The organism is Actinosynnema sp. NPDC004786, from assembly GCF_053601135.1.
On record NZ_JBSGBG010000001.1, the window covers coordinates 363,162 to 385,263 of the forward strand.

General features: G+C 72.4%; 26 protein-coding genes. 14 read left to right on the forward strand and 12 right to left on the reverse strand.

The annotated features are described in order from the left end of the window. Positions 1–104: 104 nt before the first annotated feature. Positions 105–1,394: an adenylosuccinate synthase gene (locus tag ACWEFJ_RS01940; RefSeq protein ID WP_378089905.1), complete on the reverse strand. Its 1,290-nt coding sequence runs from the start codon at positions 1,392–1,394 to the stop codon at positions 105–107. Positions 1,395–1,483: 89 nt separating this feature from the next. Between ACWEFJ_RS01940 and ACWEFJ_RS01945 the strand changes: the two genes are divergently transcribed. The 3 genes from ACWEFJ_RS01945 to ACWEFJ_RS01955 all read left to right on the forward strand — a co-directional run bounded on the left by ACWEFJ_RS01945 (position 1,484) and on the right by ACWEFJ_RS01955 (position 3,187). After that, complete coding sequence (locus ACWEFJ_RS01945; RefSeq protein ID WP_378089931.1) at positions 1,484–2,161, forward strand: diacylglycerol kinase family protein; 678 nt, start codon at positions 1,484–1,486, stop codon at positions 2,159–2,161. 108 nt (positions 2,162–2,269) lie between these two features. Continuing rightward, the gene (locus ACWEFJ_RS01950) at positions 2,270–2,929 is read left to right on the forward strand and encodes an HNH endonuclease family protein (protein ID WP_449712610.1); all 660 of its coding nucleotides are present in this window, start codon (positions 2,270–2,272) and stop codon (positions 2,927–2,929) included. 6 nt (positions 2,930–2,935) lie between these two features. Beyond that, positions 2,936–3,187: a hypothetical protein gene (locus ACWEFJ_RS01955; RefSeq protein WP_378089909.1), complete on the forward strand. Its 252-nt coding sequence runs from the start codon at positions 2,936–2,938 to the stop codon at positions 3,185–3,187. Here ACWEFJ_RS01955 and ACWEFJ_RS01960 read toward each other — a convergent pair. Together ACWEFJ_RS01960 and ACWEFJ_RS01965 are read right to left on the reverse strand one after the other, a co-directional pair. Further along, positions 3,184–4,290 carry an FUSC family protein gene (locus ACWEFJ_RS01960; protein ID WP_449712611.1) on the reverse strand — a complete coding sequence of 369 codons (1,107 nt, stop codon included), beginning with the start codon at positions 4,288–4,290 and terminating at the stop codon, positions 3,184–3,186. The two genes, ACWEFJ_RS01955 and ACWEFJ_RS01960, sit on opposite strands and share 4 nt — an antisense overlap. 4 nt (positions 4,291–4,294) lie before the next feature. Next, on the reverse strand, positions 4,295–4,702 hold the full coding sequence (locus ACWEFJ_RS01965; protein ID WP_378089913.1) for a DUF3151 domain-containing protein: 408 nt from the start codon (positions 4,700–4,702) through the stop codon (positions 4,295–4,297). A 296-nt stretch (positions 4,703–4,998) separates the two neighbouring features. Here ACWEFJ_RS01965 and ACWEFJ_RS01970 point away from each other — a divergent pair, with 296 nt between their 5' ends. Further along, positions 4,999–6,105, forward strand: coding sequence for a hypothetical protein (locus ACWEFJ_RS01970; RefSeq protein ID WP_378089933.1), 1,107 nt, complete (start codon positions 4,999–5,001; stop codon positions 6,103–6,105). Between the two features lie 78 nt (positions 6,106–6,183). Here ACWEFJ_RS01970 and fbaA read toward each other — a convergent pair whose 3' ends face one another. Then, entirely contained in the window at positions 6,184–7,218 is a 1,035-nt protein-coding gene (fbaA, locus tag ACWEFJ_RS01975; RefSeq protein WP_449712612.1) for a class II fructose-bisphosphate aldolase, read from the reverse strand. A gap of 94 nt (positions 7,219–7,312) precedes the next feature. On the opposite strand from fbaA, the gene ACWEFJ_RS01980 reads away from it, so the two are divergent. Continuing rightward, entirely contained in the window at positions 7,313–7,600 is a 288-nt protein-coding gene (locus ACWEFJ_RS01980) for a DUF427 domain-containing protein (protein ID WP_449712613.1), read from the forward strand. Here the strand turns inward: ACWEFJ_RS01980 and ACWEFJ_RS01985 are convergent. Continuing rightward, positions 7,597–8,421 carry an LLM class F420-dependent oxidoreductase gene (locus tag ACWEFJ_RS01985; protein ID WP_449712614.1) on the reverse strand — a complete coding sequence of 275 codons (825 nt, stop codon included), beginning with the start codon at positions 8,419–8,421 and terminating at the stop codon, positions 7,597–7,599. The two genes, ACWEFJ_RS01980 and ACWEFJ_RS01985, sit on opposite strands and share 4 nt — an antisense overlap. A gap of 108 nt (positions 8,422–8,529) precedes the next feature. Between ACWEFJ_RS01985 and ACWEFJ_RS01990 the strand changes: the two genes are divergently transcribed. Then, positions 8,530–9,462 carry an aldo/keto reductase gene (locus ACWEFJ_RS01990; RefSeq protein WP_378089923.1) on the forward strand — a complete coding sequence of 311 codons (933 nt, stop codon included), beginning with the start codon at positions 8,530–8,532 and terminating at the stop codon, positions 9,460–9,462. Between the two features lie 71 nt (positions 9,463–9,533). Further along, a complete protein-coding gene (locus ACWEFJ_RS01995; protein WP_378089925.1) occupies positions 9,534–10,388 on the forward strand; it encodes an SDR family oxidoreductase in 855 nt (284 codons plus the stop codon). On the opposite strand, the gene ACWEFJ_RS02000 is transcribed toward ACWEFJ_RS01995, so the two are convergent. Next, complete coding sequence (locus ACWEFJ_RS02000) at positions 10,385–10,663, reverse strand: YciI family protein (RefSeq protein WP_378089927.1); 279 nt, start codon at positions 10,661–10,663, stop codon at positions 10,385–10,387. The two genes, ACWEFJ_RS01995 and ACWEFJ_RS02000, sit on opposite strands and share 4 nt — an antisense overlap. Before the next feature lie 65 nt (positions 10,664–10,728). On the opposite strand from ACWEFJ_RS02000, the gene ACWEFJ_RS02005 reads away from it, so the two are divergent. The 5 genes from ACWEFJ_RS02005 (at position 10,729) to ACWEFJ_RS02025 (ending at position 14,789) form a co-directional block, all read left to right on the forward strand. After that, positions 10,729–11,307, forward strand: a complete 579-nt coding sequence (locus ACWEFJ_RS02005) for a SigE family RNA polymerase sigma factor (RefSeq protein WP_378089929.1) — start codon at positions 10,729–10,731, stop codon at positions 11,305–11,307. 456 nt (positions 11,308–11,763) lie between these two features. Beyond that, on the forward strand, positions 11,764–12,669 hold the full coding sequence (locus ACWEFJ_RS02010) for an ROK family protein (protein WP_449712615.1): 906 nt from the start codon (positions 11,764–11,766) through the stop codon (positions 12,667–12,669). Next, positions 12,666–13,850: an N-acetylglucosamine-6-phosphate deacetylase gene (gene nagA, locus ACWEFJ_RS02015; protein ID WP_378084006.1), complete on the forward strand. Its 1,185-nt coding sequence runs from the start codon at positions 12,666–12,668 to the stop codon at positions 13,848–13,850. Before ACWEFJ_RS02010 ends, nagA begins: the two co-directional genes overlap by 4 nt. A gap of 5 nt (positions 13,851–13,855) precedes the next feature. After that, a complete protein-coding gene (locus tag ACWEFJ_RS02020) occupies positions 13,856–14,041 on the forward strand; it encodes a hypothetical protein (protein ID WP_378084003.1) in 186 nt (61 codons plus the stop codon). A gap of 10 nt (positions 14,042–14,051) precedes the next feature. After that, positions 14,052–14,789 (forward strand): DedA family protein, encoded by a 738-nt coding sequence (locus ACWEFJ_RS02025; RefSeq protein WP_378084001.1) that lies wholly within the window; start codon positions 14,052–14,054, stop codon positions 14,787–14,789. A gap of 86 nt (positions 14,790–14,875) precedes the next feature. Here ACWEFJ_RS02025 and ACWEFJ_RS02030 read toward each other — a convergent pair whose 3' ends face one another. Continuing rightward, positions 14,876–16,255: an FAD-binding oxidoreductase gene (locus tag ACWEFJ_RS02030; RefSeq protein WP_378083999.1), complete on the reverse strand. Its 1,380-nt coding sequence runs from the start codon at positions 16,253–16,255 to the stop codon at positions 14,876–14,878. Positions 16,256–16,500: 245 nt separating this feature from the next. Here ACWEFJ_RS02030 and ACWEFJ_RS02035 point away from each other — a divergent pair, with 245 nt between their 5' ends. Continuing rightward, positions 16,501–17,166, forward strand: a complete 666-nt coding sequence (locus tag ACWEFJ_RS02035; RefSeq protein WP_449712616.1) for a DedA family protein — start codon at positions 16,501–16,503, stop codon at positions 17,164–17,166. A gap of 4 nt (positions 17,167–17,170) precedes the next feature. Here ACWEFJ_RS02035 and ACWEFJ_RS02040 read toward each other — a convergent pair whose 3' ends face one another. Both ACWEFJ_RS02040 and ACWEFJ_RS02045 read right to left on the reverse strand, forming a co-directional pair. Then, complete coding sequence (locus ACWEFJ_RS02040) at positions 17,171–17,791, reverse strand: nucleoside/nucleotide kinase family protein (protein ID WP_449712643.1); 621 nt, start codon at positions 17,789–17,791, stop codon at positions 17,171–17,173. Further along, on the reverse strand, positions 17,788–18,612 hold the full coding sequence (locus ACWEFJ_RS02045) for a PfkB family carbohydrate kinase (protein ID WP_449712644.1): 825 nt from the start codon (positions 18,610–18,612) through the stop codon (positions 17,788–17,790). Before ACWEFJ_RS02045 ends, ACWEFJ_RS02040 begins: the two co-directional genes overlap by 4 nt. 77 nt (positions 18,613–18,689) lie before the next feature. Between ACWEFJ_RS02045 and ACWEFJ_RS02050 the strand changes: the two genes are divergently transcribed. After that, positions 18,690–19,646 carry a LacI family DNA-binding transcriptional regulator gene (locus tag ACWEFJ_RS02050; protein ID WP_378083996.1) on the forward strand — a complete coding sequence of 319 codons (957 nt, stop codon included), beginning with the start codon at positions 18,690–18,692 and terminating at the stop codon, positions 19,644–19,646. Positions 19,647–19,650: 4 nt separating this feature from the next. Here the strand turns inward: ACWEFJ_RS02050 and ACWEFJ_RS02055 are convergent, their stop codons facing one another. From ACWEFJ_RS02055 to ACWEFJ_RS02065, 3 genes are read right to left on the reverse strand one after another with little or no spacing between them, the layout of a single operon-like run. After that, positions 19,651–20,733: a glycoside hydrolase family 76 protein gene (locus ACWEFJ_RS02055; protein ID WP_378083994.1), complete on the reverse strand. Its 1,083-nt coding sequence runs from the start codon at positions 20,731–20,733 to the stop codon at positions 19,651–19,653. Positions 20,734–20,758: 25 nt separating this feature from the next. Then, positions 20,759–21,454, reverse strand: coding sequence for a TrmH family RNA methyltransferase (locus ACWEFJ_RS02060; RefSeq protein ID WP_449712617.1), 696 nt, complete (start codon positions 21,452–21,454; stop codon positions 20,759–20,761). Between the two features lie 36 nt (positions 21,455–21,490). Beyond that, positions 21,491–22,054: a hypothetical protein gene (locus ACWEFJ_RS02065; protein WP_449712618.1), complete on the reverse strand. Its 564-nt coding sequence runs from the start codon at positions 22,052–22,054 to the stop codon at positions 21,491–21,493. Positions 22,055–22,102: the final 48 nt, after the last annotated feature.

Genomic DNA, 22,102 nt, shown 5'->3' on the forward strand with positions numbered 1-22,102 from the left:
TCGAGTTTTGATATCCGGACGGGGGAAGTCAACGTGTCCCGAATTGTGAAAGTGCCTCTGGCGCCGATTGCTTCGGCGCCAGAGGCACTGTCGGGGAATGCGGGTCAGGCGAGCATGTCGTGCCGGACGATGGTCTGGTCGCGGCCGGGGCCGACGCCGATCGCGGACATCCGGGCGCCGGAGATGTCCTCCAGGTGCTCGACGTAGGCGCGGGCGTTCGCGGGCAGCTCCTCGAACGTGCGGCAGTGGCTGATGTCCTCGAACCAGCCGGGCAGCTCCTCGTACACCGGCACGGCGTGGTGCACGTCGGTCTGCGTCATCGGCATCTCGTCGACCCGCTCGCCGTCGATCGTGTAGCCGACGCAGACCGGCACCTTCTCCAGGCCGGACAGCACGTCGAGCTTGGTCAGGAAGTAGTCGGTGATGCCGTTGACCCGCGCCGCGTACCGGGCGATCACCGCGTCGAACCAGCCGGTGCGCCGGGACCGGCCGGTGGTCACGCCGAACTCGCCGCCGGTCTTGCGCAGGTGCTCGCCCATCTCGTCGTGCAGCTCGGTCGGGAACGGCCCGGAGCCCACCCGCGTCGTGTACGCCTTGAGGATGCCGATCACGGTCGTGATCTTCGTCGGCCCGATGCCCGAACCGGCGCTCGCGCCGCCCGAGGTCGGGTTCGACGACGTGACGAACGGGTAGGTGCCGTGGTCCACGTCGAGCAGCGTGCCCTGGGAGCCCTCCAGCAGCACCGTCTCGCCGCGCTCCAGCGCCTGGTTGAGCAGCAGCCGGGTGTCGGCGATCCGCGAGGTGAACTTGGCGCCGTGCGCCAGCACGCTCTCGACCACCTGCTCGGGGTCGAGCGCCTTGCGGTTGTAGACCTTGACCAGCACCTGGTTCTTGAAGTCGAGCGCCGCCTCGACCTTCTGCCGGAGGATCTTCTCGTCCAGCAGGTCCTGCGCGCGCACGCCGACGCGGGCGATCTTGTCCTGGTAGCACGGGCCGATGCCGCGGCCGGTGGTGCCGATCTTGGCCTTGCCCAGGTAGCGCTCGGTGACCTTATCGATCGCCACGTGGTAGGGCATGATCAGGTGCGCGTCCGCGGAGATGAGCAGCTTGCTGGTGTCGACGCCCTGCTCCTCCAGGCCCGCCAGCTCCTCGAGCAGCACGCCGGGGTCGACCACGACGCCGTTGCCGATGACACTGGTCACACCGGGGGTCAGGATGCCGGAGGGGATGAGGTGCAGGGCGAACTTCTGGCCGTCGGGCAGCACCACGGTGTGCCCGGCGTTGTTGCCGCCCTGGTACCGGACCACCCACTGCACCCGGTCACCGAGCAGGTCGGTCGCCTTGCCCTTGCCCTCATCGCCCCACTGGGCACCGATCAGCACGACGGCCGGCATGTGAAACTCCAAGCGGTTGGACGGGTAAGAGCCGAATGCCCGCGACGGCCGAGCCGTCATGAGGACGGCTGTTGAGGGTAGACCAGGAGATGAAGGTGCGCGGAATCGTGCTGGCCTGCGGAAACTCGCAGTCGCCATTGATCACGGACGGTGACCGCTTCGAGGTGCGCCGAGTGGCCGAACGACCCGGGAAGGCCGAGGTGGACGCGATCCTCGCCGATTCGGGTGACAAACGTCTCGTCGTGCACGGCACGGACGCCGACCTCAACGCGGTGGTGCTGCGGCTGCTGCGGACCGAACGGCTCGCCGACGTGCCGGTCGGGTACGTGCCCGCCGACCCGCGCTCGGAGGTGGCCCGGCTGTGGGGCCTGCCGACCGACCCGGGCCGCGCGCTCGACCTCGCCCTGTCGGGCGAGCCCGACCGGGTGTCGCTGGTCCGGGACGACGTGGGCGGGGTGCTCGTCGGCCTCGGGTCGCTCGGCCCCGTGCGGGGCGTCGGCTACGGCGACGACACCGTCGTGCTGCGCGGCCAGGCGTCCCGGCTGGAGGTCACCCCGGACCCGGACGGCGGCCCTGGGCTGGTGGTGCACGTCATCCACAAGCGGCTGTTCGGGCGCAAGGTGACGAGCACGCCGGCGCGCGCGTTCCAGCTCGGCTGCCTGCCGGTGCAGGTGAACTTCGACGGCATCGCGCACCCGCGGCCGATGGGCAAGTGGACCTGGTACCGCCACACGGAGGACCTGCGGCTGGTCCGCGGGGTGCAGTGACTCCGGAATTTTCCCGCGCGCCATTCAGTCGTCACTCGACAGCGTTGTAACGGAAGGAGGATTGACCCAAGGTAATTCCGACAGCTTCCAACTAGGAAGGTCGGAATTATGTCAACGGTCAACAAAGCCGCGCGCTTCACCGCCATTCTGCGACTTCCGGCTTTTTCCCTGCTCCTGGCTGGTGTGCTGGCAGTCGGTCTGGTCACCCCCGCCCACGCGACGCCGCCGGGCATCCCGAGCACGAGCACCGCGCTCGCGGAACTGGCCGCGCTGACGGTCGCCGGCGAGGGCTCGACCAGCGGCTACTCGCGCGACCTGTTCCCGCACTGGACCACCGTCTCGGGCGCCTGCAACACCCGGGAGACGGTGCTCAAGCGGGACGGCTCGAACGTGGTCACCGACTCCGCCTGCGCCGCCACGTCCGGCCGCTGGTACAGCCCGTACGACGGCGCGACCTGGAGCGCCGCCTCGGACGTGGACATCGACCACGTCGTGCCGCTGGCCGAGGCGTGGCGCTCCGGCGCGTCGTCGTGGACCACGTCGCGGCGGCAGTCCTTCGCCAACGACCTGAGCGGCCCGCAGCTCATCGCCGTCACCGACAACGTCAACCAGGCCAAGGGCGACCAGGACCCGGCCCTGTGGAAGCCGCCGCTGACCTCGTACTGGTGCACGTACGCGAAGATGTGGACGCGCACGAAGCACAAGTGGGGTTTGACGGTGAACTCCGCGGAGAAGTCTGCGTTGCAGACCATGCTCGGGAGGTGTTGACGACCGATGGCCGACCTGTCCTCCGCCTTCGTGGCCGGACCCGGTGGCGTCATGACCGACGAGGTCGGCGTGGTCACCGGTGACCTGGAGCTGCGCACCACGCTCGCCGACGACGGCGCGCTGCGCGCGACCGTGCGCTACGAGGGCGCGGAGGAGTGGTACGCCGTCACCGGCGCGTCGTGCCGCCTGGCCGACCCGCGCGACCACGAGGCCGTGCACGCCGTCCTGCTCGGCGTGCTGAACCGGCCGCAGGGCTAGTCGCCGTCGCGCTCGTTGCCGCCCTTGCGCGTCAGGGGCGGCAACGCCGCCGCGGCCTCGCCCCGGGACAACCCCGTCGCCTGCAACAGGTCCACCGCCACCGACCTGACCTGCGCCAGCACCACCCTCGTGGAGAAGCCCTCGCCGCCCAACCGGTGCGGGGTGGCCACCGACGCCGCGGCGCAGATCGCCGCCCGCGCCCGCTTCGGCTCGTCGCCGCGCTCCAGCTCCGCCCGCAGCACGTCCACCGCGTCCGCGTACTGCCGCAGCACGTCCGGCAGCACCTCGGGCATCCGCTCGTCGTCCCGCAGCGCCGCCAACGCGCGCCGCGTCAGCACCCTGGTGTTGCGCAGCGCGTAGTCCACCGGCGTCGCGGCCGTCACGTACCGGCCCAGCTCGTGCCGCCTGCGCCACCGGATCGGCGCGATGGTGGCGATCTCACCGCCCGTGCGCAGCGCGGACTCGAACTCGTCCACCGCCTCCTGGCTGTCCCGCAGCCGCGCCAGCACCCCGGCGGCCCGCACCGCGTCGGACTCCGCCACCGCCGTCGCCACCCCGCGCAACGCCTCGGTCAGCTCGCCGAGCACCACCTTCGCCTGCCGGTGCGCCACGGTGAGCGGGTTCGCCGGCAGCAACGCCGTCACCGCGAGCCCCACCAGGCCGCCGACCAGCGCGTCGACCATCCGGTCCAGCCCGCCGCCCGCGCTCGGCGGCAGCAGCGTGGCGACCAGGACCGCCGACGACCCCGACTGCAGCGCGATCACCGCGCCGCCGTCCAGCAGCACCGCCGTGGACATCGCGAGGGCCACGACCAGCGCGATCTGCCACGGACCCGACCCGATCAGCGAGATCAGCACGTCGCCGACGCCCACGCCCACGGACACGCCGACCACCAGCTCCACGACCCGGCGCAGCCGCTGGCCCAGCGACACGCCCAGGCACACCACGGCGGCGATCGGCGCGAAGAACGGGTGGGCGTGCCCGACCACCTCGGTGGCGACCAGCCAGGACAGCCCGGCGGCGAGCGCGGCCTGGCCGATCGGCAAGGCCGTGCTCCGCCACCGCCTCAGCCTGCGCGCCACCTCGTCGCGCACGGCTCCCACGCGGTCAGCTCAGGCCGAGCGCGGCGGACGCCGCCGGGTCGCTGTCGGCGAGGAACTTCCGGCAGCGCTCGTACTCCTCGGTCTCGCCGATCTCGTCCGCGGCCCGCGCCAGCGCCGCCAGCGCGCGCAGGAAGCCCTGGTTGCCCCGGTGCGACCAGGGCACCGGGCCGTGGCCGCGCCACCCGGCTCGGCGGAGCTGGTCCAGCCCGCGGTGGTAGCCGGTGCGCGCGAACGCGTAGCCCGCCACCGGGTCGCCCGTCTGCAACGCCCGCTCGGCGAGCAGGGCCCACGCCTCGCTGAAGTCGGGGTAGGCGCGGACGATCTTGGCCGGGTCGGTGCCCGCCTCGGCGGCGGCCTGCGCCTCCGGGCGGTCGGGCAGCAACGTGGGTTCGGGGCCGAGCAGGTTCTCCATGCGGTCAGCTTAGGAACACCCGGGCCACGGCAGCGACCACTGCCAGCACCAACGCGGTGACGATCACGCCGGCCACCAACTTCTTCGCCATCGAGGGCACTCCCCGGTCTCTCAGCGGACTCTCAGCCCGGCACCCTGCCGTGCCCGGCCGTTCGGAGCAACGTCGATCACCTGTTAGGCTGATCCGCACGGGGAACGCGCAGGTCAGGGCCGTCCCCTAGGGGATCCGGGGGCAAATACCAGGGCGGGTCACCCTTCCGGCCCACCGAATCGAGACGCATCATGGGCGGGTGAACATGGGGGTTGCCAACCGCGTCGCGCGTTTCCGCGACCAGTACTGGGAACGCGGCGAGCCGGGGCGGGACACGCCACCCGCTCTCGCGGCCGCGCTGCACCGGCTCTGGCTGGTCGGCCTGCTGCTCAAGCTGATCGGCTCGTCGTGGGACGTGGCCTGGCACTTCAAGTGGCTGCGCGACGAGCTGGCGCCACCGCACCTGATCAACACCGTGGGCACGGTGATCGTGGTCGGGCTGACCCTGTTCCACACCTACACCGGCTACGGCGCGGACCGGACCGCGCTGCGGCTGATGCAGTGGGGCACCGGCGTCTTCCTGGTCGCGCTGCCGATCGACCTGATCAACCACCGGGTCAACGGCCTGGACATCACGTCGTGGAGCGGGTCGCACGCCCTGCTGTACCTCGGCACGGCGATCATGCTCGCGGGCGCGATCCGCGGCTGGACCCGGTTCTACCCGGAGGGCGGCCGGTGGCGGCTGTTCGGGCTCGCCGCGCTGTGGTTCTTCTTCCTGGAGAACATGTGGTTCCCCAACCAGCACCAGGAGTACGGGGTGCTGGAGATCGCGTCGTGGGACCGCGGCGACCCCTACGCCGAACCGAGCCTGCTGCAGTTCGCCGCCGACCAGATCGGCCGGCCCGTCGACCGCGAGTCGATCGTGCAGTTCTCGCTGCCCATCGCCGACTGGGTCTACCCGGTGTGGGGCCTGGTCGCGGCGGCCCTGGTGCTGGTGCTGGCCCGGCGCACGCTCGGCACGCCGTGGGCCGCGACGGCGGTCGCGGGCGGCTACGTCGCCTACCGCCTGCTGATCTGGCCGCTGCTCGGCGTCGCCGACTTCCCGCTCTCGACCGTGCCGGTGTTCCTGCTGCTCGTCGGCGTGGCCGTGGACGCGGCGCACCTGGGCCGGGTGCCCGCGCCGCCGGCCGCGGTGCTCGGCTCGGCCGCCGTCACCGGCCTCGGCTACGGCGGGATCTGGGTCCAGCAGCAGCTGGACGCCGCGCCGCCGATCCTCTACTCCTCGGCACCGGCCACGTTCCTCGTCCTGACGGCCCTGTGGCTCGCCGCCCAGCGGTTCCCCGTGCGCCGGCGCGCGGTAATGACCACCTGATCGGGAGCCGAAGACCACCCGAACACGTGAACGGCCCCTCCCGGCATCCGGGAGGGGCCGTTCGTCGCGCGGGGAGCGTCAGCCGGCGATCATGCGGCCGGACGACTTCAGGTGCTCGCACGCCTGCGCGATGCGGGCGGCCATGCCCTGCTCGGCGGCCTTGAGGTAGGAGCGCGGGTCGTACGCCTTCTTGTTGCCGACCTCGCCGTCCACCTTGAGCACGCCGTCGTAGTTGGCGAACATGTGGCCCACGATCGGCCGGGTGAACGCGTACTGCGTGTCCGTGTCGATGTTCATCTTGATGACGCCGTACGACACGGCCTCGTGGATCTCCTCCAGCAGCGAGCCCGAACCGCCGTGGAAGACCAGGTCGAACGGCTTGGAGCCGGCCGGCAGGCCCAGCTTCTCGGCCACCACGTCCTGACCCTGCTTGAGGATCTCCGGGCGCAGCTTGACGTTGCCCGGCTTGTAGACGCCGTGCACGTTGCCGAACGTCGCCGCGACCAGGTAGCGGCCCTTCTCACCGGCGCCGAGGGCGTCCACCGTCTTCAGGTAGTCCTCGGGCGAGGTGTAGAGCTTCTCGTTGATCTCGGCGACGACGCCGTCCTCCTCGCCGCCGACGACGCCCACCTCGATCTCGAGGATGATCTTGGCCTTGGCGGTGAGGTCGAGCAGCTCGGAGGCGATCTTCAGGTTCTCGTCCAGCGGCACGGCCGAGCCGTCCCACATGTGCGACTGGAACAGCGGGTTGAGCCCGCGGTCCACCCGCTCCTGGCTGATCGCGACGAGCGGCCGGACGTAGCCGTCCAGCTTGTCCTTCGGGCAGTGGTCGGTGTGCAGCGCGATGTTCACCGGGTACTTCTCGGCGACCACGTGCGCGAACTCCGCCAGCGCAACCGCGCCGGTCACCATGTCCTTGACCTTGGTGCCCGAGGCGAACTCGGCACCACCGGTCGAGACCTGGATGATCCCGTCGCTCTCGGCTTCCGCGAATCCACGCAGGGCCGCGTTGAGGGTCTCGGACGAGGTGACGTTGATCGCGGGGTAGGCGAACTCGTTCGCCTTCGCGCGGTCGAGCATCTCGGCGTAGACCTCGGGGGTTGCGATGGGCATCGGTGGGTCCTCCTCGGGTGCCCGGAACGCGGTGTCGGCAGCATCCTACGACCACGGCCCGGCGGGGAAAGATGATCAACGGCATAGTGGAGCCATGGCGATCGCACGGTGGAACGGCGAGATCATCGCCGAGAGCGACAAGACCGAGGTGGTGGAGGGGAACCACTACTTCCCCCTGGAGTCGGTGAAGGCCGAGTACCTCCGGCCCTCCGACACGAACACGGTCTGCCCGTGGAAGGGCAAGGCCAGCTACTACACCCTCCACGTGAACGGGGCGGACAACCCCGACGCCGCGTGGTACTACCCGGAGCCCAAGTCCGCGGCGGCCAACATCAAGAACCACGTCGCGTTCTGGAACGGCGTCGAGGTGACCGACAACTAGTCCGCGAGCGCGGCGGCGACGTCGCGCAACGCCCGCTGGGCGTCGGCGGCGCCGACCACCTGGACCGCCACGTGGTCGGCGCCCGCCTCGTGGTGCTCGCGCAGGCGCCGCGCGACGCGCTCCACCGGGCCCCACGCCACCAGCGCGTCGACCAGCCGGTCGCTCCCGCCGTCCGCCAGGTCGTCCTCGGTGAACCCGTGGCGCAGCCAGTTGCGGGTGTAGTTCGGCAGCCGCAGGTAGTGGGCCAACGCCCGCCTGCCCAGCTCGCGGGCCCGGGTCGGGTCCTCCTCCAGCACCACGTGCTGTTCCGGCGCGAGCAGCACCCCCGCGCCGACCGTCTCGCGCGCCCGCGCCGTGTACTCGGGCGTCACCAGGTAGGGGTGGGCGACGCTGGTGCGCGCGGCGGCGAGCCGGAGCACCCGCGGCCCGAGCGCGGCCAGCGCGAGCCGGTCCCGCGGCACGTCCAGCTCGTCCAGGTAGTGCAGCAGCTTCTGGTAGGGGCTGTGATAGACCTCACCCACCAGCTCGCCGTGCCCGACGCCGATGCCGACCAGGAACCGGTCGGTCCACGCCAGCGCGCGGTAGCCCTCGTTCAACTCGCCCGCCGGCGTCGTCCAGACGTTCACCACGGCGGTCGCCACGGCGATCTTCTCGGTGGCCTCCAACAGCTCGGAGACCGTGGTCAGGACGCTGCCGTCGGGCGAGCCGCCGAGCCAGAGCGCCCCGTAGCCCAGCTCCTCCAGCTCGGCCGCGTCCTCGCCCCGCCCGCCCCACCGCGCGACCCGGTCCCACACGCCGTACCTGCCCAACTCGACGGTCATTTCGTCTCCCCACGAACTAGGTGCCGGACAGGGCAACCTCCGCGGGCCGGCATTTAGTCCTGACTGCTCCGGTCGCGCGGGGTGGACCACCCGGCCTAGCTTCGTGACATGACGAAACTCGGAACGAGCGACCTCGACGTGTCGCGCCTGTGCCTGGGTGGCAACGTGTTCGGCTGGACCGCCGACGAGGAGACCTCGCTCGCCGTGCTGGACGCCTACGCGGACGCCGGCGGCAACTTCGTGGACACCGCCGACGCGTACTCGGCGTGGGCCGAGGGGCACGTCGGCGGCGAGTCGGAGACGATCATCGGCCGGTGGCTGCGCCGGCGCGGCGACCGGGACTCGATCGTGGTCGCGACCAAGGTCGGGGCGCTGCGGGGGCTGGACGACCTCAAGGCCGCCACGATCGAGCGGGCCGCCGAGGACTCGCTGCGCCGCCTGGGCGTGGACCACATCGACCTGTACTACGCCCACCGGGACGATCCCGACACGCCCCAGGAGGAGACGCTGGCCGCGTTCGACCGGCTGGTGACCAGCGGCAAGGTGCGGCACATCGCCGCGTCCAACTACACCGCCGACCGGCTCACGTCCGCGCTGGCCGTCTCCGAGCGGGAGGGGTTCGCCAGGTTCGTGGCGCTCCAGCAGGCGTACAACCTGGTGGACCGCTCCTACGAGGGCGAGCTGTCCCGCGCGGTCGCCGACCACGGGCTCGCGTCCGCGCCGTACTGGGGCCTGGCGAAGGGCTTCCTGACCGGCAAGTACCGGCCGGGCGTCGCGGTGGAGAGCGCGCGCGCCGCCGCCGCGTCGAAGTACCTCGACGAGCGCGGTCTGCGGATCCTCGCGGCGTTGGACGAGGTCGCGGAGGCCCACGGGACCACCCAGTCGGCGGTCGCCCTGGCGTGGCTGGCCGAGCAGCCGACCGTGGCCGCGCCGATCGCCTCGGCCCGCACCACCGACCAGCTCGCCGAACTCCTCCCGGCCCTCACCCTGGAGCTGAAGGCGGACGAGGTGGCGGCCCTGACCACCGCCAGCGCCGTTTAACTCTCCAGTAGCTTACTGACGGTAGGTTGCGTTACGGTGGCCTCCCTGGCACAGCGGCTGAGGAGGTCACCGTGGACGTTGCGGGCAAGGTTGTCCTGATCACCGGCGCGGCCCGGGGCATCGGCGCGGAGGTCGCGCACCGCCTGGCGGCGAAGGGCGCGCGGCTCGCCCTGGTCGGCCTGGAGGGCGACCTGCTCCGGGAGGTGGCCGAGCGGTGCGGCGGCCGGGCGTGGGAGGCCGACGTCACCGACTGGGAGGCCCTGGAGACCGCGGTGAACGGCGTGGTCGACCACTACGGCGGCATCGACGTCGTCGTGGCGAACGCGGGCATCGCCGCCACGGGCTTCATCCGCTCGATGGACCGCGACGCGTTCGAGCGGGTCATCGACGTCAACCTGCTCGGCGTGTGGCGCACGGTCCGGACGTGCCTGCCGCACCTGGTCGCGAGCCGCGGCTACTGCCTCGTCGTGTCGTCGCTGGCGGCGATCGTGCACATCCCCGGCAACGCCGCCTACTCCGCCGCCAAGGCGGGCTGCGAGGCGTTCGCGGACAGCCTGCGGGCCGAGGTGAAGCACCTGGGCGTGGACGTCGGCGTGGCCTACTTCTCGTGGATCTCCACCGACATGGTCAACAGCGCCGACGAGCACCCGGTGTTCGGCCCGATGCGGCGCGGCATGCCGGGCCTGGCCGGCAAGAAGTACCCGGTCTCGGACGTGGGCAAGGCCGTGGTCCGGGGCATCACCCGGCGGTCCCGGGCGGTGCACGTGCCGGGCTGGGTGGGCGGCCTGAAGCTGTTCCGCGCGCTCACCCCCCGGGTGGTCGACCGGCAGGCCCCGAAATCGGTGCCCGCCGCCGACCGCGAGATGGCGGCCAACGACCTGTCCGGCCTGGTGGGACCGGGCGGCTCGGCCGCCGCGAAGCCCTAGAGCCAGACCCCCATCACCGTCTCCCACTCGTGCACGCGCGTCTCCTTCACCACGTTGGCGGGCGTGTACGGGTCGGCGGCGAGCACCTCGCGCAGCTCCGCCTCGTCGGCCACCTCGTACACCAGCAGCGCCCCGGACTGGTCGGCGTAGGGGCCGGAGACCAGCAGGACACCCCGCTCCACCAGCGTGGCCAGGTACTCGCGGTGCGCGGGCCGGACCGCCATCCGCTCGTCCTGGTTGTCCCCGAACACCAACTCGACCGCGAACCGTGCCATCGATTGCCACCTCCGTTGTGCAGCGCCGCACCGAAGCTACCGGGTGACGGGGTAACGTCTTTTCCGTGGTCGGTCCCGATCGGAACAGCGGCGGCATCGCGCGTGTGCAGGACACGCTGACGAACCTGCGGATCCAGGACGGCGCGGCCCCGGCCCCGACCGGCCCGCTGACCCTGGAGGACCTGTACCGCCAGCACCGCATGCGGCTGGTCCGCCTGGCGCTGCTGCTGGTCGACGAGCCGGCCACGGCCGAGGACGTGGTGCAGGAGGCGTTCACCGGCCTGCACCGCAACTGGAAGAACCTGCGCGACGCCCAAGCCGCCGTCGGCTACCTGCGCACCGCCGTGGTCAACGGCTCCCGCAGCGTCCTGCGCCGCCGCAAGACGGCCCGCGACTACACCCCTCCGCACGTCGCCAACGCGAGGTCCGCCGAGAGCCTCGCCATGCTGACCGCCGAACACCAGGCCGTCGTCGCCGCCCTCTCCCAACTGCCGCCGAGGCAACGCGAGGTCCTCGTGCTGCGCTACTACGGCGACCTGTCGGAAGCCGAGATCGCCGAGGCCACCGGCATCAGCAAGGGCACCGTGAAGAGCACCGCCAGCCGCGCCCTGGACGCCCTGCAAAAAATCATGGCCGCCAACTGACCCACCCCGCACACCCAACACCGGCCGCCGCACCGCAACCGGCCGCCCGCCCCACTCCCTCACCCGCGCGCCTTTCCCAACCAAGGGCTTCGTGTCATCCCGCCGACCTGGCGCAGCCCTACCGCGCGTGTCAAGGGGGCACTCCCACCCCTACCCGCACCTGACGCTGGAACCGCCCCCTTGACACGTGCGGTAGCCCTCGTGGAGGTCGGCGGGATGACACGAAACCCGACCCACCACCCAACCGCACCGAACCACCGAACCCCGTCATCCTGCTGATCTGCCCGTCCGGCGAGGACGCTTTTGCTCTTTCCCTCCGATCTCACCCCTCCGATCTTCCCCCTCCACGACCCACCTCACGACGGGCACTTTTCCGTCTTCGAACCCAACCCCCACCTACCCAATCGGACACTTGGTATAGACCAATGGTGGTCGGATGCCGCAGTATCGGTCCTCGTGGCGCGCACCAGACACGTGATAGCCGTCGACGTCGGCGGAACCGGGACGAAGGCCGCCCTGGTCACCGGCACCCCCACCGGGGTGCGACCGGTGCTCCAGCGGCGCTCCGCGACGCGACCGGGCGGCGACGCCGTGGTCGAGGACGTGACCGCCCTGGTCCACGACCTGCGCGCCGCCTCCGAGCACCCGGTCGAGGCGGTCGGCGTGGTCGTCCCGGGCATCGTGGACGAAGCGACCGGCACCGGCGTCTACTCCACCAACCTCGGCTGGGCCGACTACCCGTTCCGCGACCGGATCGCCGCGGCCACCGGCCTGCCCACCGCGTTCGGGCACGACGTCCGCGCCGGCGGCCTGGCCGAGCTGCGCCAGGGCAACGCCCGCGGCCTGACCGACGCGGTGATCATGCCGATCGGCACCGGCATCGCCGCCGCGCTCGTCGTGGACGGTCGGGTGTCCGTCGCGCCCGGCGAGGTCGGGCACGTGGACGTCGGCCACGGCGACCCGTGCGGCTGCGGTCAGACCGGGTGCGTCGAGGCACGGGCGAGCAGCGCCGCCATCGCCCGCCGCTACACCGAGCGCACGAACCGCCCCGTCGCCGGCGCCGCCGACGTGGCGGCGCTGCTCACCGAGGGGGACCCGGACGCGCTGGCCGTGTGGCGGGAGGCGGTCGACGCGCTCGCGCGGGGCATCCTGCTGCTGGCCGCGCTGCTGGGACCACGCGCCGTCGTGCTGGGCGGCGGCCTGGCACTCGCGGGTCCGCGCTTGACGGACCCGCTGGGCGGGCGGTTGGACGAGCTGATCGCGTTCCACCGACGCCCGGAACTGCGGCTGGCGGCGTTGGGCGACGAGGCCGGGTGCCTCGGTGCCGCGCTGCTGGCCATCGACATGCTGGAGGAGAGATGAGCACGTGGGGTGGACCCGTGGACGTGACCCTGACCGGTGGTCGGGTCGTCACGCCCGACGGGGTGCTCGACCAGGGGTGGGTCGCGGTGCGGGACGGCGTGATCGCGGCCGTCGGGCAGGGGGCTCCGCCGGACGGCCCGACCGCGGACGTGACCGGTGGCCTGGTGGTGCCGGGCTTCGTCGACATCCACTGCCACGGCGGCGGCGGTGAGGCGTTCACCAGCGCGGACCCGGCGCGGGTGGTCAAAGCCGCGAACGCGCACCGCAGGCACGGCACCACCACGCTGCTCGCCAGCCTGGTCTCCCGGCCCGTCCCTGAGCTGGCCGACCAGGTCAAGGCCCTCACCGAGCTGGTCCGCGACGACGTCCTCGCGGGCATCCACCTCGAAGGCCCGTTCCTGTCCGCCGCGCGGTGCGGCGCGCACGACCCGGCCATCCTCTGCCCGCCCGACCGCGCCTCGATCGACAAGCTGCTCGACGCGGGCGGCGGCGCGGTCCGCATGATCACGATCGCGCCCGAGCTGGAGCACGGCGTGGACGCGGTCCGCCACCTGGTGGACAACGATGTCCTGGCCGCGATCGGCCACACCGACGCCACCGAGGCGCAGATCCGCCCGGCCGTCGAGGCGGGCGCGACGGTCGCCACGCACCTGTTCAACGGCATGCGCCCGCTGCACCACCGCGAGCCGGGTCCGATCGGCGCGCTGCTGGACGACGAGCGCGTCACCGTCGAGCTCATCTGCGACCTGGTGCACCTGCACCCCACCGCGGTGCGCCTCGCCGCGCGGCACGCGGGCGTGCGCCGGACCGTCCTGGTCACCGACGCGATCGCGGCGGCGGGCGTGGGCGACGGCGTCTACGACGTGGGCGGCCTGGAGGTGCGGGTGGTGGACGGCGTGCCGACGCTCGCCGGCGGCGCGTCCCTCGCGGGCAGCACGCTCACCATGGACGCCGCGTTCCGCAACGCGGTCCAGTCGTGCGGCCTCACCGTCGAGGAGGCGGTGCGGGCCACCGCCACCCACCCGGCGCGGCTGCTCGGCCTCCAGGACCGCACCGGCGAGCTGCGCGCCGGCCTCGCCGCCGACCTGGTCGTGCTGGACGCCGAGCTGAGGCCGCGCGAGGTGATGGCCCGGGGCGCGTGGGTAGCCTCTGCCGGAGCAGGCAACCAGACGAAGGACTGACCCGGGTGCCCGAGGACCAGGAGAAGCTGGTGGCCGACGCGTTGCGCGCGCAGGCCACCAGCTCCGGCGCGCACCCGCCCGCCCCGGTCCGCCGGGCGCGCCCGGCGCTCGGCGCGGGCTGGGTGCTGCTGCTCGCGGTGCTGCTGGGGCTGGCCGCCGGCACGGTCGTGGCGGTCATGACGCTCAGGTGATGCCTGTACCGTGGTCGCCGTGACGGTCGCGCTCACCTCCACGCTCGCCCTCGGCCCCGACTGGCTGGACCCGCAGATCCTGCTCAAAGGGCTCGGGCCGTACATGCTGGTCGGCCTGTGCTTCATCGTCTTCGCGGAGTGCGGCCTGCTGGTCGGCTTCTTCCTGCCGGGCGACTCGCTGCTGTTCACCGCGGGCCTGTTCGTGGCCTCGGGGGTGCTGGAGTACCCGTTGTGGCTGGTCTGCGTGCTGCTCACGGTGTGCGCCCTGGTGGGCAACGTGGTCGGCTACTGGATCGGGCACCGGGCCGGGCCGGCGCTGTTCAACAAGCCCGAGTCGAAGATCTTCAAGAAGGAGTACGTCGACAAGACGCACGAGTTTTTCGACAAGTACGGCGCGCGCGCGATCGTGATGGCGCGGTTCGTGCCGATCGTGCGCACCTTCATCACCGCGATGGCGGGCGTCGGCCGGATGGACGCGCGCAAGTACTTCACGTACTCGCTGATCGGCGGCATCGCGTGGGCCGCCGGCCTGACGGTCCTCGGCTACTTCCTCGGCCAGATCCAGTTCGTGCGCGACAACCTCGAGATGATGCTGATCCTGATCGTGCTGATCTCGGTCGTCCCGATCATCATCGAGGTCGTCAAGGCCCGGCGGGAGAAGAAGTCGCTGCTCGCCCAGGAGGCGGCCGACATCACCCAGGTCATCGAGCGCGTGGACGACACCCAGCGGATCCGCCCCGTCGAGTAGGCCCCGCCCCCGCTCCCGCACCGCCCTGCCCCCGCACCACCGCGCCCCCCGGCCTCCGGGCCTCCGGCCGACGTATCCCCCCGGACCTAGACCCCCACGTCGAACATCGACCCGGGGTTGAACAGGTTCCCCGGGTCCAACGCGCGCTTGATCTCGCGGTGGACCCGGAGCCCGACCGGCCCGATCTCCCGCGCCAGCCACTCCCGCTTGATCTTGCCGATGCCGTGCTCGCCGGTCACCGTGCCGCCGAGCGCGAGCCCGAGCGCCAGGATCTCGTCGAACGCCCGCTTCGCCCGCGCGAACTCGTCCGCCGACGTCGGGTCGTACACGATGGTGGGGTGCATGTTGCCGTCGCCGGCGTGCCCCACCACGGCGATCCGCAACCCCACCTCCGCGCTGACCCGCTCGCACCCGGCGATCAGGTCCGCGATCCTCGTCCGCGGCACGCACACGTCGTCGGTGAGCCACGCGCCGTAGACCTCCAGCGCCATCAGCACGGCCCGCCGGGCGGCGAGCAGGTCGCGCCCCTCGCCCAGGTCCTCGGTCGCGTAGACCAGGTCCGCCCCGGCCGTCGCGCACGCCTGCTCGATGGCCGCCAGCTCCCGCCGCCCCGCCTCGCCGCCCGAGTCGGACTGGCACAGCAGCAGCGCCGCGTCGGCGTTCAGGTCCGTCTTCAGGTACTGCTCCACGGCCCGGATGGTCGTGCGGTCCATGATCTCCATCAGCGACGGCACGATGCCCTCGGCCACGATCCGGCTGACCGCCGCGCCCGCGTCGGCCGTGCTGTTGAACGTCGCCACGAGCGTCGCCGGCGCCTGGGGCAGGGGCCGCAGCGCCAGGGTCGCCCGGGTGATCACGCCCAGGGTGCCCTCGCTGCCGATGAACAGCTTGGTCAGGTCGTACCCGGCGACGCCCTTGACGGTGCGCCGGCCGGTCCGCAGCAGCTCGCCGTCGGCCAGCACCACGTCCAGGCCGAGCACGGAGTCCGTGGTCACGCCGTACTTCACGCAGCACAGCCCGCCCGCGTTGGTGGACAGGTTCCCGCCGATCGTGCACCAGTCGTAGCTGGACGGGTCCGGCGGGTAGAACAGCCCGTGCTTCTCCACCGCGCCGCGCAGGTCGAGGTTCACCACGCCGGGTTCCACCACGGCCAGCCGGTTCTCCGGGTCGATCTCCACGATGGAGTTCATCCGGGTGGTCACCAGCACCACGCAGCCGTCGACCGCGTTCGCCGCCCCCGACAGGCCGCTGCCCGCGCCGCGCGGCACGATCGGCGTCCCGGCCGCTGCGCAGGCCCGCACGACCGCCTGCACCTGGGCCGCGGAGGTCGGCAGCACCACCGCCAGCGGCTGCCCGTAGGGGGCCAGCGGCATCATGTCCCGCTGGTAGCTCGCGGTGACGTCGACGTCGGTGAGCACCGCGTCGGCGCCGACGGCGGAGCGGAGTTCGGCGAGCAAGGACTCCATCACTCCACGCTAACCGCTCAGCGCGTCCCTGAGCAGGGTCCGCACGGGGGTCAACCCGCGCCGCGCGCGCCCGCGCCACCCCCGGGCTGCGGGATCCCGCAGCCCGGACCGGCCGCCGCCGACGGGCCCGGGACCACTGCGGCACGTGTCCGGACGTGCGCGAACCGCCACGACGCCGAGGCTTCGGCAAGGCGTTGTCCCCATGTCGCCCGGGTGACGCCGTACTCCCACGTAGGCTGCATGGCGTGGTGTTGTCCGCATCGTCCGAGGCTGTCGCGTTCGTTCAGCTCGATTCCGCAGGCCCGCTGGCCGTGTGGCTGATCACGCTGAGCTTCATCTTCTTCGAGTGCGCGTTCATCTTCGGCCTCTTCCTGCCCGGCGACTCGTTGCTGTTCGCCGCCGGTGTGGTGCTCGCGTCGCACGACGGCGAGCTGTCGGCCTGGCTGCTGTCGGGAGCCGCGCTCGTCGTGGCCGTCGTCGGCAACCAGATCGGCTACTACATCGGCCGGCACACCGGCACGCGCCTGCTGGCCCGCCGCGGCGGCCGGGTCCTCAACAAGGAGAACCTCGCCAAGGCCCGCGACTTCCTCGACCGGAGGGGTTTCTGGGCGATCGTGCTGGCCCGGTGGATCCCGTGGGTGCGCACGCTCGCCCCGATGATCGCCGGCGCGGCCCGGATGGACCCGAAGCGGTTCATGCTGGCCACGACCATCGGCGCGATCGCCTGGGTGCCCACGCTGGTGCTGGCCGGCTACTACGGCGCGGGCCTGCTCGCCGCCGTGCCGTGGCTGGAGACGGTCGCGGTGGTCGTCAGCATCGCGTTCTTCGTCGGCGGCACCGCCTACGGCCTGTACCGCTACCGGCAGGAGATGAAGAAGCCGGTGGACGAGGAGGTCGGCGCGGCGCCCTGACCGGTCACAGCACCTCGGTGATCACCAGGTCGGCGCTCGCCTTGGACGCGTTCACCATGAGCGCGTTGACGTGGTCGCTGCCGTGCAGCACGCGCTCGCGGGCGTCCTCGACCGACCGCCCGTAGCGGACGTGCCGGTCGATCAGCCGCGACACCCGCAGCTCCTCGTCGATCATCAGGAACCACGCCTCGTCCAGCACGACCCGCACGCGCTTCCACTTGTCGTACTGGAGCAGCAGGTAGTTGCCCTCGGTCACGACGAGCGGCACGGACGGGTCGACCGGCACCGCGCACGCGATCGGCTCCTCGATCTCGCGGCGGAACTCGGGCGCGTACACCACGTCGGGCCCGCACGCCTTGATCCGGCCGAGCAGGTCCACGTAGCCGGGGATGTCGAACGTGTCGGGCGCGCCCTTGCGGTCGGCGATGCCCAGCCGCTCCAGCTCGCGCTGGGCCAGGTGGAACCCGTCCATGCCGACCAGCGCCGCGTCGTCGCCCAGCGCGTCGACCAGCCGGCGCGCCAGCGTCGACTTGCCCGAGCCCGGCGCGCCGCCGATGCCGAGCAGCCTGCGCTCGCCGGTGTCCACCAGCAGCCGCGCCCGGTCGACCAGCTCGTCGAACCTCATCCGCTGTCCCGCCACCGTCCCAGCTCCTCCACCCAGTCCCGCCCGGTGTGGCGCACGCGCACCGCGGCCACCTCGTTCGCCCACCGGACGGCGTCGTCCACCGCCAGCCCGCGGGCGACCGCGACCGCCAGCGCACCGTGCCACACGTCGCCCGCGCCGTTGGTGTCGCGCACCTCGACCACAGGTACCGGTTGGGAGCCCGTGGCACCACCTCGCGACCAGGTGACCGGGTCCGCGCCGTGCGTGCGGATCACCAGCGGCACGCCCCGGGCGTGCACCTCGGCCTCGGACAGCTCGAACGCGGCCGAGCACGCGGCGACGTCCACGAGCGGCAGCAGGTCGTCCAGCACGGGCTTCCAGCTGCCGGCGTCCAGCACCACGGGCACGCCGGCGCGCGTCGCGTGCCGCGCGGCTCGCAGCGCGAGCGGACCCAGGTGCCCGTCGACCAGCACCACGTCGGACGCCTCGACCAGCGCCGGGTCCACCGCGTCGGCCACCTCGACCCCGACCGCGTTGCGCGAGATCACCGTCCGCTCGCCGTCGCGCTCGCGCACCGCGACCATGCTCAGCGCGGGGCCTCCCGCCCCGGCGGACCGCACCTCCACCGGGTGCAGCGCCCGCCGGGCGAAGTCGCCCAGCTCGCCGCCCAGCGCGGTCACCAGCACCGCCCGGTGCCCCAGCGCCGCCACCGCGCGGGCCGCGTTCGCCGCCGGGCCGCCGGGCGCGAGGTGCACGTCGAGCGACTGCACCTTCTGCCCCGGCACGGGGAACTCCGCCACCCGCTGCGTCACGTCCACGGTGGTCAGCCCGACACACAGCACGGAAACCACGACGCGTTCCTCCTCACGGGTAAAGTCCCCACGCAATCGCTTGCGCAAGCCCGAACGGGGACGAGTCCATGGTCACCATGCGGGAGGTCGCCAGTCTCGCCGGCGTCTCCATCACCACGGTCTCACACGTGATCAACGAAACGCGGTCGGTCGCCGCCGCCACCCGGGAACGGGTGCTCAAGGCGATCGAGGAGACCGGCTACACCGGCGACGCCATCGCGCGCTCGCTCGTCACCGGCGGCACGAAGTCCCTGGGGCTCGCCGTGTCGCTCGTGTCGCACCCGTACTTCGCCGAGCTGATCGCGGCGATCGAGGGCGAGGCCACCAGGGCCGGGTACACGCTGGTGCTGATCGACACCCACGACAGCGCCGAGTCCGAGCAGGCCGCGGTGCGGATGCTGCGGTCGCGGCGGGTGGACGGGGTGCTGCTCACGCCGACGTCCGGCTCGGCCGCGCTGCCCGAGCTGCGCCGGCTGGGCGTGCCGACGGTGCTGGTCGACCGGTTGACCGTGGCGCGGGACACCGACCAGGTGGGCCCGGAGAACGTGCAGGCCACGTCCACGCTGGTCCGGCACCTGGCGGAGCTGGGGCACCGGCGGATCGGGCTGGTGTCCGGCCAGCCCGGCCTCGCGACCACGGACGAGCGGGTGCTCGGCTACCGGCTCGGCCTCGGCCGGGCGGGGCTGGCGTGGGACGAGGACCTGGTGCGGCCCTCGTTGGCGCCGCTGCTCGGGCAGGTCACGGGCGTGGTGGTGAACGACCACCAGGTGCTGGTGGACGTGCTGCGGACGGCGCGGGCGCACGGCGTGCGGATCGGGTCGGACCTGGCCCTGGTCACCTACGACGAGGTGGAGTGGGCGGAGCTGGTCGACCCGCCGCTGACCGCGATGGCGCAGCCGGTGGAGGAGATCGGGCGCACCGCGGTGCGGCTGCTGCTGTCCCGGATCGAGGACCCGACCCGGCCGCCGGAGACGATCCGGTTGCCGCCCGAGCTGCGGCACCGGCGATCCTGCGGCTGCCACTGACGCGTCAGGCCGCGGCCCGCCCGATCCCGTTGCGCTCCAGCAGGGCGGCGGCCTCCAGCGCCATCCACCCGCCGAGTTGGACGGACAGGTCGCGCTCCGGCTCCCGCCCGGACGGCCTGACCGCGGGTTTCGTCCACTCCGGACCGAACAGCGGCCCGCTCACCACCGCGGTCCGGTTCGCCCACACCGCGTTCGCCGACCGCAGCACGAGGTCCGCCGCGAGGGTCGCCTCGGGCCGGTCGAGCCGCAGCGCGGCCTGCGCCAGGTACCGGGTGAGGATGCCGCCGAACAGGCCGCCGTCCCCGCCGCCGTGCCCGCGCAGGACGCCGTCGGTGGCCAGGTGCTCGTCCACCGCGGCGATGATCCGCGCCGCCTTGTCCTGGTAGCGCGCGGAACCCAGCTCCACGCACGCGCCGAGCACCACGCCCTGGCAGTAGGTGTAGAAGTTCTTCTCGATCTCCCGGATCGAGCCGTCGGGGTGGACGTGCAGCCCGTCCCACACCAGCCCGGTCTCCGGGTCGACCAGGTGGTCCTCGATCCAGTCCACGATGGACCGGGCCCGGCCGAGGTCGGCGCGCTCGCCGAGCCGGGCGAACAGGATCGCCGCGGGACCGTTCGCGGGGACGTTCTTGAAGTCGTCGTCGCGCTTCCACCAGATCCCGCCGCCGCCGTGGTCGGTCCACCCGGCGCGCAGCCGGTCCGCGATGGTGGCGACGACCTCCGGCCGGGCGATGCCGACGTCCCGCTCGGCGCGCAGCAGCGCGAGCCCCAGCCACGCCACGTCGTCGTAGTAGTCGTTGGTCCAGCCGACCAGGTTGCGCACCCGGATGCCGCGCACGAGCCGCTTCACCAGCGCCGCGCGCGACTCGCGCGGCGAGCGGAGCTGGGCGTCGAGGACGCAGTCCAGCAGGTGCGCCTGCCACCAGTAGCCGAACCGGACGTGCAGCCGGCCGGACCAGTCCGGCGGCCAGGCGACCGCGCCGAGGGCCGTGCCCGGCACCCCCCAGACCCGCCGCAGGTGGCGGGACTCGACCGCGCGTTCGGCGACCCCGGCGCGTGCGGCGAGGAGGGCGGGTGGTGTGGTCACCGCACCAGGATGCCCACTGAACCGGTCAAGACGCGCGGCGGAACAGCTCCCAGTGGTACAGGCCCATGGCGACGCTCGTGGTCAGGTTGTAGCTCGACACCCTGGGCCGCATCGGCAGGGAGACCACCAGGTCGGCCCGGTCCCGCACGTCCCGCGACAGCCCGTGCCGCTCGGAGCCGAAGGCCAGCACCGCGTCGTCGGGGATCCGCACGTCCCGCAGGTCCCGGCCGCCGGCGTCGAAGGCGATCACCGTGCCCGTGACCTCGCCGACCCCGGCCAACCGCCCGACGGGCAGCGCGAAGTGCAGCCCGGCGCTGCCGCGCAGCACGACCGGGTGCCACGGGTCCACGTCGCCGAGCGAGAACACCCCGCCCGCGCCGAGCCCCGCCGCCACCCTGATCACCGCGCCGAAGTTGCCGAGGTTGCGCGGGTTGTCCAGCAGCACCGCCGGCGCGTCCCGCCGGACCTCCCACGGCGCGTCCGCGGGCCGCTCGGCCACCCCGCCGACCCCGGTCGGGTGGGACCGCCCGACGACCCGCTCGAACTCCGCCGCCCCGACCACCTCGGCCCGCTCGAACACCGCCACGAGGTCTTCCGCGTGCGACCGCGCCAACCCGACCGCCTTGTCCCGGTCGAGCACCACCACCGTCCGCACCGAGGCCCCGAACCGAACCGCGTGCTTGACGGCGTGGAAGCCTTCGAGCGCCACCTGACCGACCACGTCACCCCCGGCGTTGGAATACCGGGGCGATCGTAGTCAGGCCGCGACGGACGGCAGGTCGAGCTTCAGCCCGACCTTGCGGTAACCGGGCAGGTCCCGCACGACGAGTGACGCCACCGTCCGGCCTTCCCGGTCGACGGACGCGGTCAACACGTAATCGTCGCGGCTCGGCGTGAGCCCGAGGTGGTCGAAACGCACCACCCACCGCTTCGGGAGCACGATCCGGAATTCGACCACGCCCGCCGTTTCGGCGAACGAGGCGAGGAAGCTGTCAGGACTTTCACCACGCACGAAAGGCAAGCACATCGCCGGCCAGAAGATGTCCACCACGAACGTGAACTCGTCGTCGCGGACGATCGGTTCATCGAGGTGGACATAGGTCATGACCGTATTCCTCCGCATCCACTGGTGCGTCACGTCCAAGCGCGTCCCGCCGACACCTCGGATCTCCGGAGTGCGGACTTCGATCTTCACACCGTCGCGGTGCTTCTCCGGCCAATCCCAGTTGACGCCCTCGTGGAACGAGACGAAGTCGAGCCGGTCACTGTCGGCCGCAACGGTGAACGACAACTTCTTCCGGACATCGCCGTTCTCGCTCACGTGCACTTCTTCCAACCACGCCAGAACACGCCAGCGTTGACCATGCCT